At 37.7% G+C, this 17,115-nt stretch carries 15 protein-coding genes; 13 read left to right on the top strand and 2 right to left on the bottom strand.

The window, feature by feature from the left end:
* Window positions 1-8: 8 nt before the first annotated feature.
* The gene (locus ESY88_RS07335) at window positions 9-2,120 is read right to left on the bottom strand and encodes a TonB-dependent receptor plug domain-containing protein (RefSeq protein WP_147086239.1); all 2,112 of its coding nucleotides are present in this window, start codon (window positions 2,118-2,120) and stop codon (window positions 9-11) included.
* Window positions 2,121-2,231: 111 nt separating this feature from the next.
* On the opposite strand from ESY88_RS07335, the gene ESY88_RS07330 reads away from it, so the two are divergent.
* The 13 genes from ESY88_RS07330 (at window position 2,232) to ESY88_RS07270 (ending at window position 16,934) form a co-directional block, all read left to right on the top strand.
* Window positions 2,232-3,140 (top strand): DUF6607 family protein, encoded by a 909-nt coding sequence (locus ESY88_RS07330; protein WP_147086240.1) that lies wholly within the window; start codon window positions 2,232-2,234, stop codon window positions 3,138-3,140.
* A gap of 61 nt (window positions 3,141-3,201) precedes the next feature.
* The gene (locus ESY88_RS07325) at window positions 3,202-4,695 is read left to right on the top strand and encodes an ankyrin repeat domain-containing protein (RefSeq protein WP_223270757.1); all 1,494 of its coding nucleotides are present in this window, start codon (window positions 3,202-3,204) and stop codon (window positions 4,693-4,695) included.
* 36 nt (window positions 4,696-4,731) lie between these two features.
* Window positions 4,732-5,217, top strand: coding sequence for a DUF2271 domain-containing protein (locus ESY88_RS07320; protein WP_147086242.1), 486 nt, complete (start codon window positions 4,732-4,734; stop codon window positions 5,215-5,217).
* A gap of 9 nt (window positions 5,218-5,226) precedes the next feature.
* Window positions 5,227-7,422: a PepSY domain-containing protein gene (locus ESY88_RS07315; protein ID WP_147086243.1), complete on the top strand. Its 2,196-nt coding sequence runs from the start codon at window positions 5,227-5,229 to the stop codon at window positions 7,420-7,422.
* Window positions 7,423-7,662: 240 nt separating this feature from the next.
* Entirely contained in the window at window positions 7,663-7,983 is a 321-nt protein-coding gene (locus tag ESY88_RS07310; RefSeq protein ID WP_147086244.1) for a hypothetical protein, read from the top strand.
* A 193-nt stretch (window positions 7,984-8,176) separates the two neighbouring features.
* Window positions 8,177-9,394: a GTP-binding protein gene (locus ESY88_RS07305; RefSeq protein ID WP_147086245.1), complete on the top strand. Its 1,218-nt coding sequence runs from the start codon at window positions 8,177-8,179 to the stop codon at window positions 9,392-9,394.
* Window positions 9,395-9,405: 11 nt separating this feature from the next.
* A complete protein-coding gene (locus ESY88_RS07300; protein WP_147086246.1) occupies window positions 9,406-10,107 on the top strand; it encodes an ABC transporter ATP-binding protein in 702 nt (233 codons plus the stop codon).
* A 10-nt stretch (window positions 10,108-10,117) separates the two neighbouring features.
* Window positions 10,118-11,527, top strand: a complete 1,410-nt coding sequence (locus tag ESY88_RS07295) for an ABC transporter permease (protein WP_147086247.1) — start codon at window positions 10,118-10,120, stop codon at window positions 11,525-11,527.
* Between the two features lie 71 nt (window positions 11,528-11,598).
* Window positions 11,599-12,843 (top strand): hypothetical protein, encoded by a 1,245-nt coding sequence (locus tag ESY88_RS07290; RefSeq protein WP_147086248.1) that lies wholly within the window; start codon window positions 11,599-11,601, stop codon window positions 12,841-12,843.
* A 374-nt stretch (window positions 12,844-13,217) separates the two neighbouring features.
* On the top strand, window positions 13,218-13,850 hold the full coding sequence (locus ESY88_RS07285) for an ABC transporter ATP-binding protein (RefSeq protein ID WP_147086249.1): 633 nt from the start codon (window positions 13,218-13,220) through the stop codon (window positions 13,848-13,850).
* A gap of 26 nt (window positions 13,851-13,876) precedes the next feature.
* A complete protein-coding gene (locus ESY88_RS07280; RefSeq protein ID WP_223270756.1) occupies window positions 13,877-15,076 on the top strand; it encodes an ABC transporter permease in 1,200 nt (399 codons plus the stop codon).
* Entirely contained in the window at window positions 15,066-15,503 is a 438-nt protein-coding gene (locus ESY88_RS07275; RefSeq protein ID WP_147086251.1) for a hypothetical protein, read from the top strand. The genes ESY88_RS07280 and ESY88_RS07275 overlap by 11 nt, the downstream gene beginning before the upstream one ends.
* A gap of 27 nt (window positions 15,504-15,530) precedes the next feature.
* Window positions 15,531-16,934 carry an alkaline phosphatase gene (locus ESY88_RS07270; protein ID WP_147086252.1) on the top strand — a complete coding sequence of 468 codons (1,404 nt, stop codon included), beginning with the start codon at window positions 15,531-15,533 and terminating at the stop codon, window positions 16,932-16,934.
* A 21-nt stretch (window positions 16,935-16,955) separates the two neighbouring features.
* Here the strand turns inward: ESY88_RS07270 and ESY88_RS07265 are convergent.
* Window positions 16,956-17,115, bottom strand: a 160-nt coding sequence (locus ESY88_RS07265; protein WP_147089840.1) for a transposase, incomplete at its 5' end; no start/stop codon positions are given.

The raw sequence follows: 17,115 nt of genomic DNA, 5'->3' as shown, positions 1-17,115 counted from the left end.
ATTTAAAATTAAAATTGATAATTGAGTTTTACGTATCCTTGAATTCCCGGCAACGTCGGGATATTGTTATCGGTATAGTCCAAAAGGTTATTGGCACCTACCTGTAAAGTGAAATCTTCATAAAAGGTTTTGCTGGCTGCTACATTTGCCGTTAAAAAACCATCGATAAAACTGGTGTCATAAGAATCGATAAGCCCATTTCCATTAGTGTCGAATTGAGCATATTTGCTTCGATATAGCAGTCGTAGATTGATGTTCGCTTTCGCGGAAGCGATATCATAAAACACCTTGAAGTTGGCGTTGTGCCGTGAGCGGTTCACGAGTCCAAAATAATCGGACTGCGTGACCGCCACGGTCTGATTTGTCGCTGGGTCACGGGCAAATACTTGACCATCTTCTACATCTTGTTGTTTCTTTTTATCGTATGCGTACAATAGCTGATAACCTGCGCTTAAATTGATTGCATCATTGATTTTATAGCCTGTGTTGATTTCAAATCCTGTGGTGTAGATTTCATCAAAATTAACATAGCTAAAAACATTTTGACCATTGGTTTTACGGGCAATAATGCGTGTGTCAATAAGGTTCTTGATATCGTTTCTAAAGAAATTTAACTCGCTGTTCCATTTGCCTTCTTTAAAGGTCAATCCTAAATTATAACCAACAGAACTTTCAGCTTCCAATGGATTATTTAAGTCATCATCCGAAACCACCACATCAAGAATTTGTCCTTGTTCTTGAAGCTCTTGTAATTTTTCCAAAGCCACATTATATCCCAGAACCGTATAACCAACTGCCGAATTTGTAAAGTCAAAATACAACTGTCTAAAATCTGGTGCTTTAAAACCATACCCTACCGAACCTTTTACTGCGAATGCATCGGTCAACTTATAACGCATCGCCAGTTTAGGACTAAATTGATTACTATATTCTGAATGATTGTCAAATCGAGCTCCAGCAATAACATTAAGTCGTTCTATAGGATTGATATCATATTGCGCATAGACATATTGCGAGTTGAAACTAACGGGTTCATCAAAAAAAGTTCTGTCCAACTCATCATACTGAAAACCCAATCCTGCTGTTAATGTTCCCGCTTTCCAACCTGCGTTACCACTTCGGTCAGCAGGCGCGAAAGCGTAACTTCCACGGATTTCAGGGCGTACTAATTTTTGGTCAAAATCACTATCGCTCAACACATCATCAGAAATTGGGTCGGCAAGTCGCTCATTGGCTGTGTAATTAGTATAATAAAATTCGTAAGAGGTAGTAAGTTTTTCGTTCCATTTTTGGTCGAGCCTTGCGTGGGCATTCCATTCCCGTTCTTTGCTATCGCCTTCAAACTGAACATCGTTGAAGGTAAAGCCAGCATCCTGTATTTGGTCATAAAATCGTGTAGATGTGAATAAAGCTAGCTTGTCATTAAAGTCATAATAGACACGCCCATTAACCGTATAATTTTCAAATGGATTTACCGTCTGCCCTTCTACATCAGGATTTAGGTCATAGCCTTCGCTGGAAAAACGATTGGCAAAAAAGCCATAGCGCAACTTCTTATACCGTTGTTTAATATCAAGATTGATGTCCTGTTGCGTAAAACTGCCGATGCGATAGGAAACGTTTCCATTTAGCTCTTCAGATTTTGGTTTTTCAGTAATAATATTGATGACACCGCCCAAAGCTTCAGAACCATAAAGACTGCTCGATGGGCCTTTTACTACTTCAATCTGTTTAATATTTCCAATGGTTATCCTGCTCAAATCAAAATTCCCGGCACTTCTGCCCACAAGCGGAACGCCATCAATAAGAATCAAAATATAATCTGATGCGATACCTTGGATTTGTACGCCTTCAAAACCACTTTCATCGGCAACGGTTATAATTCCTGTTTGCTCGCTTAATATTTCGTCCAAGCGAATAGTGCCCGATTGTAAAATTTTCTTTTTTGAGATTAAAGTTACAGGCAATGGCAAGGATGAAAGTTGTCTTTCCGTGCGTGTAGCGGTAAGGATAACTTCCTCTAACTTATTGACTTGGGTGCTACCAACGACTTCTTGGGAAACTACATTTAAAAAGGATAAAATTGTCAATGTGTTTATAATTAAGCATTTATACTTCATTTTATTTAGAATCAATCTTGATAGGGTGCAAATATATAAATTATTGTTATTTAGATTTAATAAAAATAACTATTTTTGGCAATGAATTTAAAAATCAATAAATCAATAGCAATGAAAACACCTTTGTACACCCTATTGGCACTATTATTTTCAATAAGTGCAATTTCTCAAACATCAAAAAAACAAGAAGACCGTGAAGCCATCAAGAATATGTGTGGTTGTTATGAGGTCACTTTTAATTTTGCAGAAACTTTTAATTACAGCAACGATTCGCTTTACAAACCCTCAAAAACGAAAGTGGACAAAGCATTAGAATGGGCGCAATTAGTAACCGATGAAGATGATAAAATTTCTATTCAGCACTTGCTTCAAGTGGGAAACCCAGCTGAGCCACAAGTTGTGAAACATTGGCGACAAGATTGGTTATTTGAGAACAGAGATTTATACACCTACAATGCGGACAATGAATGGACTTTTGAAAAATTACCTGCCCCTGAAGTCATAGGACAATGGACACAGAAAGTATATCAAGTAGATGACAGCCCACGTTATGAAGGGTCTGCCTCTTGGGTACACGTAGATGGCAAAAGTTATTGGGAAAATACCACTCCCGCACCATTGGCAAGACGGGAATATACTACCAGAAGCGATTACAACCTATTGATGCGCGGCAACCGTCAGGAAATTACGGACTATGGTTGGTTACACGACCAGGATAACACCAAAATTATCCGTGAGACTGGCAAGGAAGATATCGTATTGGCCAAGGAAAAAGGATATAACACCTATGTAAAAGTAGATGACAGCATATGTGCTGCTGCCTCACAATGGTGGAAGGACAATGACCAGAAATGGGCTTTGGTGCGTACCAAATGGGATGAAGTTTATGGCCGTAATAAAGATCTTGTTCTTGAAGAAAAAGTGGACAATAAGCCGCTCTATAAGTTTTTATTTGAAGAAGAAGGTTACGAAAAAGAGGCTCAAATTGACGAAGTCATTGAATCTTTTGTAAAAAAATAAGCGCCCTAACCCCAAAGTGGGGAATCAAAATTAACCCACCTTAAATAAAAATTTGAAGACGATGAAAAAGCTATTTACACTTTCAATCTTTTTGGTAAGTTTCGCTTCGTTCGCGCAACTAGAAAATAATGTTCTTCTTGACCGTTCCTTCTGGAAAGGCAATCCAGACTTGAAAACTGTAAAGCAAAAAATCGCCGAAGGCAATGATGCAAACGCATTGAATGAGAATGCGTTTGATGCCGTAATTTATGCGTTACTTGAAAAGGCAGATGATGCTATCGTAAAGCACCTTTTGTCTTTTGAAGGGAATCCGGTTGATAAAAAAACCCACGACAGCCGTATCTACTTACATTGGGCGGCCTATGCTGGGCAAACGGAAATGGTCAAGTATTTACTTGATAAGGGTTCTTCTGTTACGGAATTGGACAGTCACGGATATACACCACTTGCCTTTGCAGCAAATGCTGGTCAGAAGAACGAAGTTTTATATAATGCTTTTGAAAAACACGGTGTGAGCCTTACAGATGAGAAAAATGAAAATGGTGCAAATCTGTTATTATTGGTTGCGCCTTCATTATCTACTGAAAAAGAGTTGACTTACTTTACAAGCAAAGGTTTCAAACTGAATAGCACAGATAACGATGGCGATGGTATTTTCAATTATGCTACCAAAAAAGGAACTATTGATTTCCTGAAATTGCTTATCAAAAAAGATGTGGATTACAAATCGTTAAACCAAGAAGGTGGCAATGCCTTTTTATTTGCGACACAAGGCGGACGTGGTTATAGCAATCCGTTGGCGATTTATGAGTACTTGAAAAGTCTCGGACTTGAACCCAACATCGTGACCAACGATGGTTACACGCCATTACACCGATTGGCTTATAACAATACCGACCCAGAGATTTTTAAGCTGTTCCTGACTGCCGGTGCAGATGTTAACCAAAAAGATGCGGAAGGCAACACGCCATTTCTCAATGCAGCTTCCCACAATGAACTGGCAATGGTAAAACTACTTTCCAAAAACGTAAAAGACTTCAATGATACAAATATTGACGGACAGTCGGCTTTAATGCTTGCCTTACAGCGTAACAGTCCTGAAGTGATTGAATTTTTTATGGAAAAAGGTGGTAACGCTTTCGCGAAAGATGCTAAAGGTAATACTCTTGCCTATTATTTAGTAGCCTCTTTTGATAGCAGAAAATCCGATGAATTTGAGAGCAAATTGAAACTGCTTCAAGAAAAAGGATTACAAATGAACACGAAGCAAGCCGAAGGAAACACGCTAAATCATCTTGCCGCCAAGAACAATGATTTAGAATTGTTGAAACGTCTTTCAGCATTTAATATTGATGTCAATTCAAAAAATGATGAAGGATTAACTGCCTTGCACCTCGCAGCAATGAAAGCTGAAAATGAAGAGATGATGAAATACCTAATCTCAAAAGGTGCTGATACTAAAATCAAAACTGATTTTGAAGAATCGGTTTATGACTTGGCAAGCGAAAACGAACTCTTAAAAAAACAAAACACCCCTTTGAATTTTTTAAAATAGTATGAAGCACATAATGGGCATTAAAAATTTAGCTTGATGAAAACAATATTTAAAATTATTCCTGCCATTTTACTCACAGGTTTTTTGCTCACAGCATTTACAACAACTGAAAACAAAGCTGTAAAATGCCTTATCCAAATGACCAATTATACAGGCGAAGGTGCTTATGTGATTGTTTCTTTATTGAATCCATCTGGAGATTATGAAGAAACACTTTACGTGCAAGGCAAAGACAGTGAATGGTATAGTGAAATCCCAGAATGGTGGAAATTCTACGGGAAATATCGCCCTAACATCGATGCTATTTCAGGTGCGACGATAAGCGGTGGCGAACGTACCGTTACTGTATTGCAGATACCTGAAGATAAAATTGATAAAGGATATAGCCTACGTTTTGAAACTTCGGTAGAAGACCAAGACTATTATGCAGCTGATATTCAATTTGAGTTGACCACAGAAAATCTTAAAGCCAAAAAAGAGGGAAAAGGGTTTATTCGCTATATAAGAATGCTTCCGCAGTAAACATTGCCTATGACCATTTCTATTTGGCGATACAGTCATTTCGTACTTGCCCTTACTTCATCTTTGTTTTTACTCATTGCCTCGGTTACAGGTGTGATTTTGGCCGTTGAGCCCATTGCGCATCAAGCGAAAGGGTATGCAGTTCAAGATTTGGACGAAGTGTCATTAGCCACAACAATTGATGCTCTAAAAAGTAATTACGACGACGTATTTGCACTCGAATTAGAATCGTCTGGTTTTGTAAAGGCATCCGTTCTTACCATAGAAATGGAAACGCTCGATATCTACATTGACCCAAACACAGGCTTACAATTGGGCGAGGTACAAGAGCAACCCTTCATTTATAGTTTTGCCACCAATCTGCATCGTTCTCTTTTTCTTAAAAGCATTGGACGGTTTTTTGTTGGCTTGATTTCGCTACTACTTTTTTTGATTGCGTTTACAGGACTTTTATTACTTGCCAAAAGGCAAGGCGGTTTTAAACGCCTATTTTCAAAAGTTCAAAAAGATTATTTTGAACTGCGGTACCACGTTATTTTAAGCCGATGGTTCTTTATTCCTATTGTTATTCTTGCTCTTACAGGGGTATATCTTTCCGCAGAAAAATTCGAATTGCTTCCCGATGCTACGATAACGCATCAAGAAATTACTAATACAGATACCGCAGAACGTTTTGAGCATATTAACGATGTTCCATTTTTCAAGGAAACCACGCTTGACCAAATCCGAAAAGTGGAATTCCCATTTTCCGAAGACCCAGAGGAATACTTTCAGATTGCTTTAAAGGACAAAGAAATTAGGGTCAATCAACAAACAGGACAGATTGTAAGTGAAGCCGATTATCCCTTTGTAGCATTGGCATCCCGTTTGAGTTGGCTGCTGCATACAGGCGAAGGAAGTGTTTTTTGGTCTGTTATTTTGCTACTCGCCAGTGCGTCTATTTTATTCTTTATGTATTCAGGTTTTGCGATGACCTTGAAGCGTAGAAAAAAAGTGAAAGCTATTTCCATAATGCCCGATAAAGACGACTGTGAATTCGTCATTTTGGTAGGTTCGGAAACGGGAACAACGTTCGATTTTGCAAGGCGACTTTATAATAGTTTGAATGCTGCTGGCAAAAAAGTCTATATGACTGAATTGAATAATTATTCCACTTTCGCGAAAGCGAAACACATCATCATCCTTACTGCCACCTATGGCGAAGGCGAACCACCTACCAACGCCAGAAAATTTGAAACCATTTTCCCGACCATCAAGCAACCCAATAAAATTAGATATTCAATAGTAGGTTTCGGTTCATTGGATTACCCGGACTATTGCAAGTTTGCGATACAAGTAGATTCACTTTTACAAATACATCGAGACTTTCAAGCCTTGATGCCGCTTTATAAAATCAACAATGCAGACTTTGCTGATTTTGAAAGATGGGTCGAACAATTGAGCAAACTATTACATATTTCACTTTCTGTTGAAAAACCAAAGGTCAAGAAACGGAACTATAAAAAAAACACATTTAAGGTAGTTGAGCGCACAGAATTAAATGTAGATGACACGTTCCTAATCAGACTGAAACCAAAGAAAAAAACAAGTTTTACTTCTGGCGATTTATTGTCCGTTTTCCCAGAGGGAACTGATATCCCTCGTCAATATTCCATTGCTAGAATGGGCAATAATATTCTATTAAGTGTAAAGAAACACGAATTTGGTAAAGGCTCTTCGTATTTGCATAACTTGAATAAGGGCGATACTATTCAGGCGTTTATAGACATCAACCCTCATTTCCACTTCTCTAAAAAATCAGCTTCCGCAGTATTGATAGCAAATGGAACTGGAATAGCCCCATTCTTGGGGATGATAGCACAGAATTGCAACACAACAATCAACTTGTTTTGGGGTAGTAGGACAGTAGCTTCTTCAGCTATTTATGATGACATTCTTAATGGGATTATTTCAAAAAATCAAAATAACACAATCCATAAATCTTTTTCAAGAGAAGGAAGTAAAGAGTATGTTCAAAATCTGATAATACAACAAAAGGATATTGTTCTTAAAACGGTTCAGGAAGGTGGTGTGGTTATGATTTGTGGTTCGCTTGCGATGCAACACGATGTTCTTGATATGTTAGAAAATTTACGCTCTGAATATACCAAGATTGGCTTGGATGAACTTCAGCATAATGGACAGTTGAAGATGGATTGTTACTAAAAAAAGACTTATGTGCTATAATATAAAGACACTATCAAAAAAATTGGAAGGCACTATATCCCATATAGAGTAAAATGATTTCTTAGATGGATTGTAAGTTCAGAATGTTATTAGCCTTCAAGCACAATTTAAAATACAAATTTCGAAACCTTTATGAATTTAGTCTATGTTCTTCAGAAGCAAAGCGGTTTTAAATCTTTTCCCGGACAATAATGTATTTTATTATATATTTGCACCATTATGAGTACCTATTTAAAAAATAGTATTTCCTTTTTTTTCCTGACGACGTTTCTGTTGCTCAAGGTTGCAAACCTGCACGAGGTTTCCCATATTACTTCAGATAAAGATACAGAGCATTGTGAACAATGTGCGTTTATAGCTCAAGCGGGTCAGACAACACCCTTAAATGTAGCAACACCCCAAGAAAGCATTTCATTTGTAAACCCCTTTGATTTTGCAGAGCATAGCAATGCATACACTTTGTATGTCGCCCCTCAGCAAAAGGTGTTGCATTCAGATTACTTCCATAATAAGCCGCCACCAAATCCTTCATTGGGATAATTACGGCTTTTCATTAGTAGATTACTTTAGATAAATTACAGTCAAAATCTTGATTAGGATAATACTTTTAGTATATGCTGTCATTTAGCTTTGAGCCATATATTTATTAATCCATCCGTTACTATCCTTTGTTTATCGATTGGGAAATCTTCATTTCCTAAAATAGCCTTTATTCAATCTTTACATATAGATAATGAAAAAATTACCTGTAACCGTACTCAGCGGTTTCTTGGGCGCGGGCAAGACCACGCTGCTCAATCATATATTACATAATAAGGAAGGCCTTAAGGTCGCCGTAATCGTCAACGATATGAGTGAGGTAAACATAGATGCCCAACTTGTACAAAACGAAAATACCCTTTCAAGAACCGAAGAAAGACTTGTTGAAATGTCCAACGGCTGTATCTGCTGTACCCTTCGCGAAGACTTGATGATTGAGGTGGAAAAATTGGCAAAAGAAAACAGGTTTGACTATCTGTTAATTGAAAGCACGGGTATTTCAGAACCTATTCCCGTGGCGCAGACCTTTAGTTTTGAAAGTGAGGACGGCAGTATTGATTTGAGCCGTTTCAGCTATATTGATACGATGGTCACGGTGGTGGATGGTTTCAATTTCCTGAAGGATTTTTCCAGTCCGGACTACCTTACTTCTCGAAACTTAACGGATATCGAAAACGATACGCGCACTATTGTCAACTTGCTTACAGACCAAGTAGAGTTTGCCAACGTCATCGTCCTCAATAAAACAGACCTTATCACCGAAGTTAAGCTCAAACAATTGTACGGCATCCTTCAAAAGTTGAATCCGAAGGCGCGGATTGTCCCAGCCATCAATTCCCAAATACCCTTAACGGAAATCATTGGTACCAACCTATTCAATTTTGAAGAAGCTGAAAATTCAGCTGGTTGGATACAGGAACTGGAGAACGAACACATCCCAGAAACCGAAGAATACGGCATTGGCTCAATGGTATTCCGAAGTAAAAAACCCTTCCACCCAGAACGCTTTTGGGATTTTGCTACTGCGGGATTTCCAGGAAACATACTCCGAAGCAAAGGACTATTTTGGTTGTCCTCCCGTCCAGACCAAGCGTTGATATGGAGTTCAGCGGGCGGATCTCTAAAGACCGATCCCGCCGGCGTATGGTGGGCATCAATGCCATTTTCGGAACGTATCAATAATGAAGCGTTTGTAGATAACCAAGGTTCCATTGAAAGTGACTGGCATCCCGAGTTTGGCGACCGCAAAAACGAATTGGTATTCATTGCCCAAAATTTAGACCGAGAAAAACTTACCGGCTTGTTGGAGCAATGTCTCTTGACAGAGGCAGAACAAAACCTTTGGAAAAAACACAAATTACAATTGACAGACCATTGGCCGATAGAAACTCTTGAATATACAAAATACTAAAACAGCTAAAAATGATACAAACAATAGAATTAACTAAAAAGTACGGCGATTTTACCGCACTTGACAAACTGAACCTCTCCATAAAAGAAGGGGAAATCTTTGGACTTTTAGGTGCTAACGGTGCAGGAAAATCTACGGCAATAAATATGCTGTTGGGCTTTTTAAATCCCGATTCCGGAAAAGTACAAATCAATGATATAGATGCTACTAAAAACGCCAAAGATGCACGAAAGATAATTGGCTATATTCCAGAAAACGTCAACCTCTATCCCTATTTATCGGGAGTTGAAAATTTAGACTATTTCTGTCGCTTGGCTGGGTTGAAGTATTCAAAAACAGAATTGCAGGATTTTTTAGCGAGCTGTGGTCTTCAAAGCGAGGCAAATGACCAAAAAGTATCTGCTTATTCTAAAGGAATGCGACAAAAAGTGGGTATTGCCATAGCTTATGCCAAAAAAGCTAAAGTCTATCTTTTAGACGAACCTGCAAGCGGATTAGACCCTTTGGCAAGCAAGGAACTTTCCATACTTCTCAAAAAATTGGCTTCCGAAGGCGCAACCATTTTAATGGCGTCCCACGATATTTTTAGGGTGCGCGAAGTTTGCAATCGTATCGGCATCCTCAAAAGCGGGATTTTGGTAAAAGAGTTATATGCCAAAGACGTAAGCGCCAACGAACTGGAGACCTTGTATCTAAAATTTATGCAAAACTAACACGAGAATTATGTTTCAAATCATTAAAAACGAATGGCGATTTTTAGTTCGTAGTCGCCTATTAATAGCAATAAGCATTGCGTTTGTTTCCATTCTGTTACTATCTATTTTTTTAGGGAATTATCAAACACAAAAGCAAGAGCAAACCTATCAAAAAGCCACAGAACACCTACGCCAGCAATGGGTAAGCATTGACGCAATGAATCCCCACAGTGCCGCACATTATGGCACATACGTATTTAAACCTGCTAATTTATTGAGCAATCTCGATGAAGGGGTCAATAGCGTTACCGGAAACGTGCTTCGAGTTGAAGGTCACGTACAAAACGAAATCGTGCATTCCGAAGCTTCACAAATGCAAGCGGTTTCAAGATTTGGCAAACTAAAGTCGGCGTTATTGCTTCAGTATATCGTTCCTTTATTGTTGATTTTTTTGGCCTTTAACACCATCAGTAGCGAAAAACAAAGTGGTAGGTTAAAGCTATTGGTTTTACAAGGCGCAAAACCGTTAGAGATTATTCTGTCCAAAACACTATCTGTTTGGTTGTATGGGGTATTGCTATTGATTTTTGTAGTTGTCGTTTATGGTATTCTAAATTTTCAAAATTTAACTGCTGAAATTTTAACCAGAACAGGACTGTTCTTTTTGTCCTATGCCTTATACTATTTTATCATCAGCGGACTTACCGTTTTTTTATCTGCACGTTGGCAAAACGCAACCCTTGCTTTAACATCAATGCTCGGTATTTGGATACTTTGGACGATTTTTTTACCCAATATTCTTATGAGTTCAGCAGAAAAATGGTATCCACTTCCTAGCAGAAATGAATTTCAATCGGCAATGACTGAAGACCGCTCAAAAGGTTTGGATGGGCACAATCCTTCCGACGAAAGAGGCATAGCATTAGAAGAAAAGGTTCTAAAGGAGTATGGCGTCGATAGCTTGTCGCAATTACCAATTAATTTTGATGGGATGCGTATGCAAGCCGATGAGGAGTACGGGAATAGCGTTTGGGACAAGCACTACGGTAGCAATCGCAATATATTGCACCAACAGAAAAAAAGCTTTCAATTAGGCGGTATCATCAATCCTTTTATTGCCCTGCAAAATACAAGTATGGGCTTTATGGCAAGTGACAATTTGCATCATCAGGATTTTTTGTTGCAAGTGGAAAACTACAGACGGGTTTTTATAAAAATGCTAAACGACAAGCAAACTTTTGGTGGGTCTAAAACAGGTAATTGGGGATGGAAAATAGACAATGCCTTTTTTAAGTCTGTTCCAGATTTTGAGCATCGACCAACTCAAATTTCTGTTGTTTTGTCTAACTATATTATGGATGTGTCATTGCTCATCTTGTGGTCGATTGTTGTAATTGCACTTATCTTTTTCGGAACTAAAAAAATAAAAATCGTATGAGAAGTTTAAGCATATTTGTAAACGAATGGAAACATTTTACGCGGAGTCCTTTCAAAATCATAGCGCTTTTTTTGTTCACCGTAGCAAGCATTTACGGTTTACACAATGGAGCAGATTTATTTGAAAAACAAAAAAATGAGATTGAACGGCTCAATCAAGAAACAGAAGCCGAAATAAAAAACACGCTATCTTATTATGATACTGGCAAAAAAGGGCCTGATGAACAACCTTGGGTTGACAATAATGAACCGTTTTGGGCCATCTATAACGCACCAACCTATCAATTCAAAACCCCATCACCTACTATTGTTTATGCTATTGGACAAACCGAACAATACGGGTTTTATAAAAGGATAACTACTTGGAGCAACCCTTACGATGCTGATATGACGCAGGAAATCTCTAACCCAGAGCGCATTCAGTCTGGCAATTTGGACTTCTCATTTGCAGTTCTATTTCTTTTGCCGCTTTTGTTATTGGTTTTACTCTACAACATTAAAGGGCTCGAAGCAGAACGCGGTTTTTTACCGCTCGTTATTGTTCAGGCGGGCTCAAAAAACTGGTGGATTTTATCAAGAACAGCCTTTTACGCCATTCTATTGCTATTGGTACTATTTGGTTTAATGCTCTACGGAGCTACTCTTACCGATGTTTTCGAGACGAAAAATGATTTTTGGAAAATCTTCCTTTGGGTAACCATCTCTCTTTTCTTTTGGCTGGTCATCTATTTTTTAATCTTGTATTATGGAAATAATACCGTATCAAACACCTTGCAAATGATTGGCGTGTGGTTGCTTTTGGCAATAATTATTCCAGCCACCATACAGCAATGGATCGCTATCGAAAAGCCAACAAATTTAATGGTTGACCTTATTGATGTAAAACGAGAAAAAACGAGCGAAATATATGAGCAATCAAAGGAATTGATCGATGCTCAACTTTTCGAGTTATACCCTGATTTAAAAGAAACCAAAACGTTTAGAGATACTACCATTGTTAAAAATGACAGAGGCTATTCAACGGATGCTTTGGTTAATATTGAAATGAAAAATGCAACCAAAGGCATTGAAGCAGACAACTACGCTAAAAACAAACTTGTTGAAACTACGTATTGGTTTAATCCTGTGACCTACTTTCAAAATAAACTCAATAAACTTACGAGTACCCATTATGAAGATTACGAATCATATAGAAATGAGATTCAAAAAAGCGTGGACAATCGACTTGAAACAATGGTTTTCGATATCTGGAATAACGTTGAAGTCGATAAATTAAGATATCTGGAATACAATGCTATTTTCACTAACGATAAGTAATTTGGAAAGAAGACTAAAGGAATTCTTTGACCATTATTTAAAGGGCAATGACGCCAAAAAAATGGATGGTTGAAGAGCTTCCTTTCACACCAGAAGAAGAATCGAAAGAAAAGGATCTAGACAAAAGAACCTTACCGAAGTGGCCATAAGTATGGTCTTTTGATAACGGCATAAAGTTTTAAAAATTAATATTCAACACTTAAATTTCAAAACAATGATAACAAAAAAAGAAGTAAAGAAAGCCCTAGAAGAATGGGGCAAAGGCGCGGTAAAGAGCCAGTGAACACTTCCTTAATTAGAGGGAAAAATGCAATTGAAAATTGGTTACGTCATTCTAAAAAATACTAAAGTGGGAGCTTAATAAATAGTTGAAAATGGTGCAAACAGATAATCTTATATTTCATTATAAAAAAAAGGAGAATCATATATTTAAATTCCCTGACATAACTTTAAATGAGCAGGAAAATTTGCTCATTTTGGGTAAGTCTGGAATAGGAAAAACGACCCTTTTACATCTTTTGGCAGGCTTATTAAATCCTGTAAGTGGAGAGGTAATGATTGAAGGCGTAGCTATTAATACACTTTCTCACTGGGGGTTAGATAAATTTAGGGGACAGCATATTGGGCTGATATTTCAAAAAAACTATGCTGTTCAATCTTTAAACATTGTTGAGAATTTACAGGCTCGCCTTTTTTTTAGTGGAAAATCCGTCAACAATAAGACAATTGATTTTTTCTTGGAACAGCTAGGCCTAAAGGACTGTAAAAAGAGTAAGGCAAATGAGCTCAGCGAAGGGCAACTACAGCGTTTAGGGATTGCTATGGCGGTTATACACGGCCCAAAAGTTATTCTCGCCGATGAACCTACCTCTAGTTTAGATGATGAGAATTGTGAAATGGTCATTAACCTGCTTATCAAACAAGCCAAACAAACCAAGGCCAATCTCATCGTTATTACCCATGATCATAGGATCAAACCATTATTTTCAAATTCAATCTCATTATGAATATTTGGAAGATAAGCCAACAAAACATGAAGGCAAAACCATTATATACGTTTTTAAGTGTATTCATTTTAGCCTTGAGTATAGCGCTTCTTTTTGGAATCCAACAATTGGAAACTTCCCTTAAATATCAAATGGAAAATAACTTGGGAGCTATTGATCTGGTCATTGGGGCAAAGGGAAGCCCTTTACAATTGGTGCTTTCTTCCGTTCTTCATATAGATAACCCAACAGGGAATATCTTATATGAAGATGCAAAAAAAATTAGCAAAAATCCTTTGATTAAGACTGCCGTACCAATTGCTTACGGTGATAACTATAAGGGCTACAGGATTGTAGGAACTACCGATGAATTTGCAGCGCTCTACCATGGGAAACTAAAAAAAGGACGTGAACCGAAAAAAGCCATGGAAGTCATACTTGGACATACTGTGGCAGAACAAGAAAACCTTAAAATTGGAGACACTTTGTTAAGCTCTCATGGATTGGTGGAAAATGATATAGATCTGCATTCTGAACACCTAACCGTAGTTGGAATATATCAACCTACAAAGAAGGTTATAGATCGCCTAATCGTTACCAACTTAAAAAGTGTATGGGAAGTTCACCATCATCATAATAATAATGAGGAAGATAAAAAAGAGGAAGATCATTTACAACATCATGAAAACCTTGATGAAGGAGAGGAAATAAGCTCTTTATTGGTTTCTTTTAGAAGCCCTTTAGCCCTTTTAACACTTCCTAAAAGGATCAATGAACATACCAACATGCAGGCCGCATTACCAAAATATGAGTTAGAAAAATTATACCAATATACTGGTATTGGCTTCAAAACAATTTCTTGGATTGCATATATGATACTTGTTATTTCTTGTCTGTCGATTTTTATCAGCCTATACAAAATGGTAAAAGAACGTGCCTTTGATCTGGCTCTTTTACGGACTTATGGCGCCAGCAACTTTCAATTGATACGAATGGTCGCTTATGAAGGATTGACAATTGGATTTCTCGCTTTCATGTTGGGGCTTCTTCTATCGAAAGCAGGACTGTACTTTCTTTTCAAAATGGTAGAAACTCAATATAAGCAAAACATGCTTCAAGAATTACCATATCAGCAATTCTTACAAACAGGAGCATTGGTTTCAATAATGATATTAATATCTATTTCATTAGCCATCTATCCAATAATAAAAATGAATATATCAACTATTTTGAGCCATGAAAAATAAAATTTTGATTATCATTTCCCTTTTGATTTGCTGTACATGCTTTAGTCAGAAAAAAATAACTTGGCATGATCTTGCTCAGGTAGAATTTTCGGAGAAATTTTTTCCTGCCTTTGGAGAGTATTTTCTATACCCAAAATTTTTGCCCTCTGTTAAGGATTTAGAAGGAAAACAGGTCGTCATCACTGGTTATTTTTTAAATATAGATCCTCAAGGCAAATTATTTATCCTGTCCAAAGGACCAATGTCGTCATGTTTTTTCTGTGGAGTTGGTGGCCCTGAAACTGCCATAGAACTGCAATTTATCTCCAAGCAGCACTTCAAAACCGATGACATTGTGACAATTACAGGAACATTAAAGCTAAATGCCGATGATGTGGAGCATTTTAATTACATCCTTACGGATTGTAAAGGACAAATTATTAATTAATCATACTTGTAATACGACCCTATTAAAATGAACAGAAGAAAATTTTTCAAAAACGGATCAATACTCACATTAGGAACCACCTTATTACATCCTTTCAGCAGTATTGCTAATACTATTCCATATAAAGAAGGCACCAGAAACAAAAAAGCAAAGAACATTATAATAATTGTTAGTGACGGAATGAGTATTGGAACCCTGAACATGACCGATCTCTATCTCTCAAGAAAAACAGGTAAATGTTCTAACTGGTTACAATTATACAAAGAAAATAAAGTGAACAGAGCCTTAATGGATATGGCTTCCGCTAGTTCCATAGTCACAGATTCTGCAGCTGCAAGCGCTTCGTGGGGAGGAGGTGTGCGTACTAATAATGGTTCATTGAATGTAAGTGAAAATGGAGAAGAATACATGCCTCTTTGGCAAAAATTTAAACAAGTAGGCAAAAAGGCGGGTTGCGTTACCACCGTTCCTATTACACATGCTACCCCAGCTGGGTTTTGTATAAATTCCAAATCTAGAAATGCTCAAGAAGAAATTGCAGAGAAGTATCTTGAACAAAAATTTGACCTTATGATGGGTGGTGGGGACAATTACTTTTCTCCTGAAAAGAGAGAAGATAAAAAGGATATGTACCAAGCATTTGCATCCCAAGGGTATGAAGTGGTAAAGACAAGAGCCGAAATGTTTTCTGCATCTAATGGTAAGCCCATTTTAGGGGTATTTGATGCAGATGGCCTCCCGTATTCGATGGATAGGCAAAACAACAAGGAATTACTCCAAAAAGTACCCACGCTTGCTGAAATGACCCAAAAAGCGATCAATGCCATGAGCAATCATCCCAATGGTTTTGTATTACAGGTCGAAGCAGGAAAAGTGGACTGGGCGGCACATGGTAATGATATAGCAGCCCTAATTTATGATCAAGTAGCTCATGACGAAGCCATACAAGTAGCCATGGACTTTGCAGAACAAGATGGGGAAACACTGGTCATAATTACTACAGATCATGGCAACGCCAATCCAGGAATTATTTATGGAAATGAAGCAAATGTAAATTTTGACTCCATTCAAGAATATAAACATACCAATGAATGGATTTTAAATGGCATAGGAAAAGAAACTTCCATATCCCAAATAAAAGAAAGGGTTTATTATGCCAACAATTTTGCGCTTACCGATGAAGAATCCCATCAATTGTTAAGATATTATACTGACCTGCAGACAGAGGATGGTCTTTACAATCCGCGGCACCTCCCATTTCAGGATTTGGCTAAAATGCAGCAACAGCACAATTCTGTAGGATGGATTAGTATGCAACATTCTGCAGATTACGTGGAATTAGCCATGTACGGCCCTGGAAGTTCTCTTTTGAAACCATTTGTAAAAAACACGGATCTTCACTATTTAATGCTCGAAGCGGCCGAGATTTAAAATAAATTTTTGTATATCCGTTTAGTGTCCATTAGCTGTAATGCTTGCTATTACTAGTCTATCAAAGATTCGCTCACCAAAATATCTTCGATTTAACTTGTAAACAAACTCGTTTAGATAAAGTTGCAGATATTTTTTCTTGATTTTATGGTACGTTCCTGTAAAATTCCGTTTAGCATTA

The sequence above is a fragment of the Subsaximicrobium wynnwilliamsii genome (assembly GCF_007997225.1).
Lineage (GTDB): Bacteria > Bacteroidota > Bacteroidia > Flavobacteriales > Flavobacteriaceae > Psychroserpens > Psychroserpens wynnwilliamsii.
Note: the sequence above shows the minus strand (reverse complement) of the source record. Positions and strands in the feature narration are given on the sequence as shown.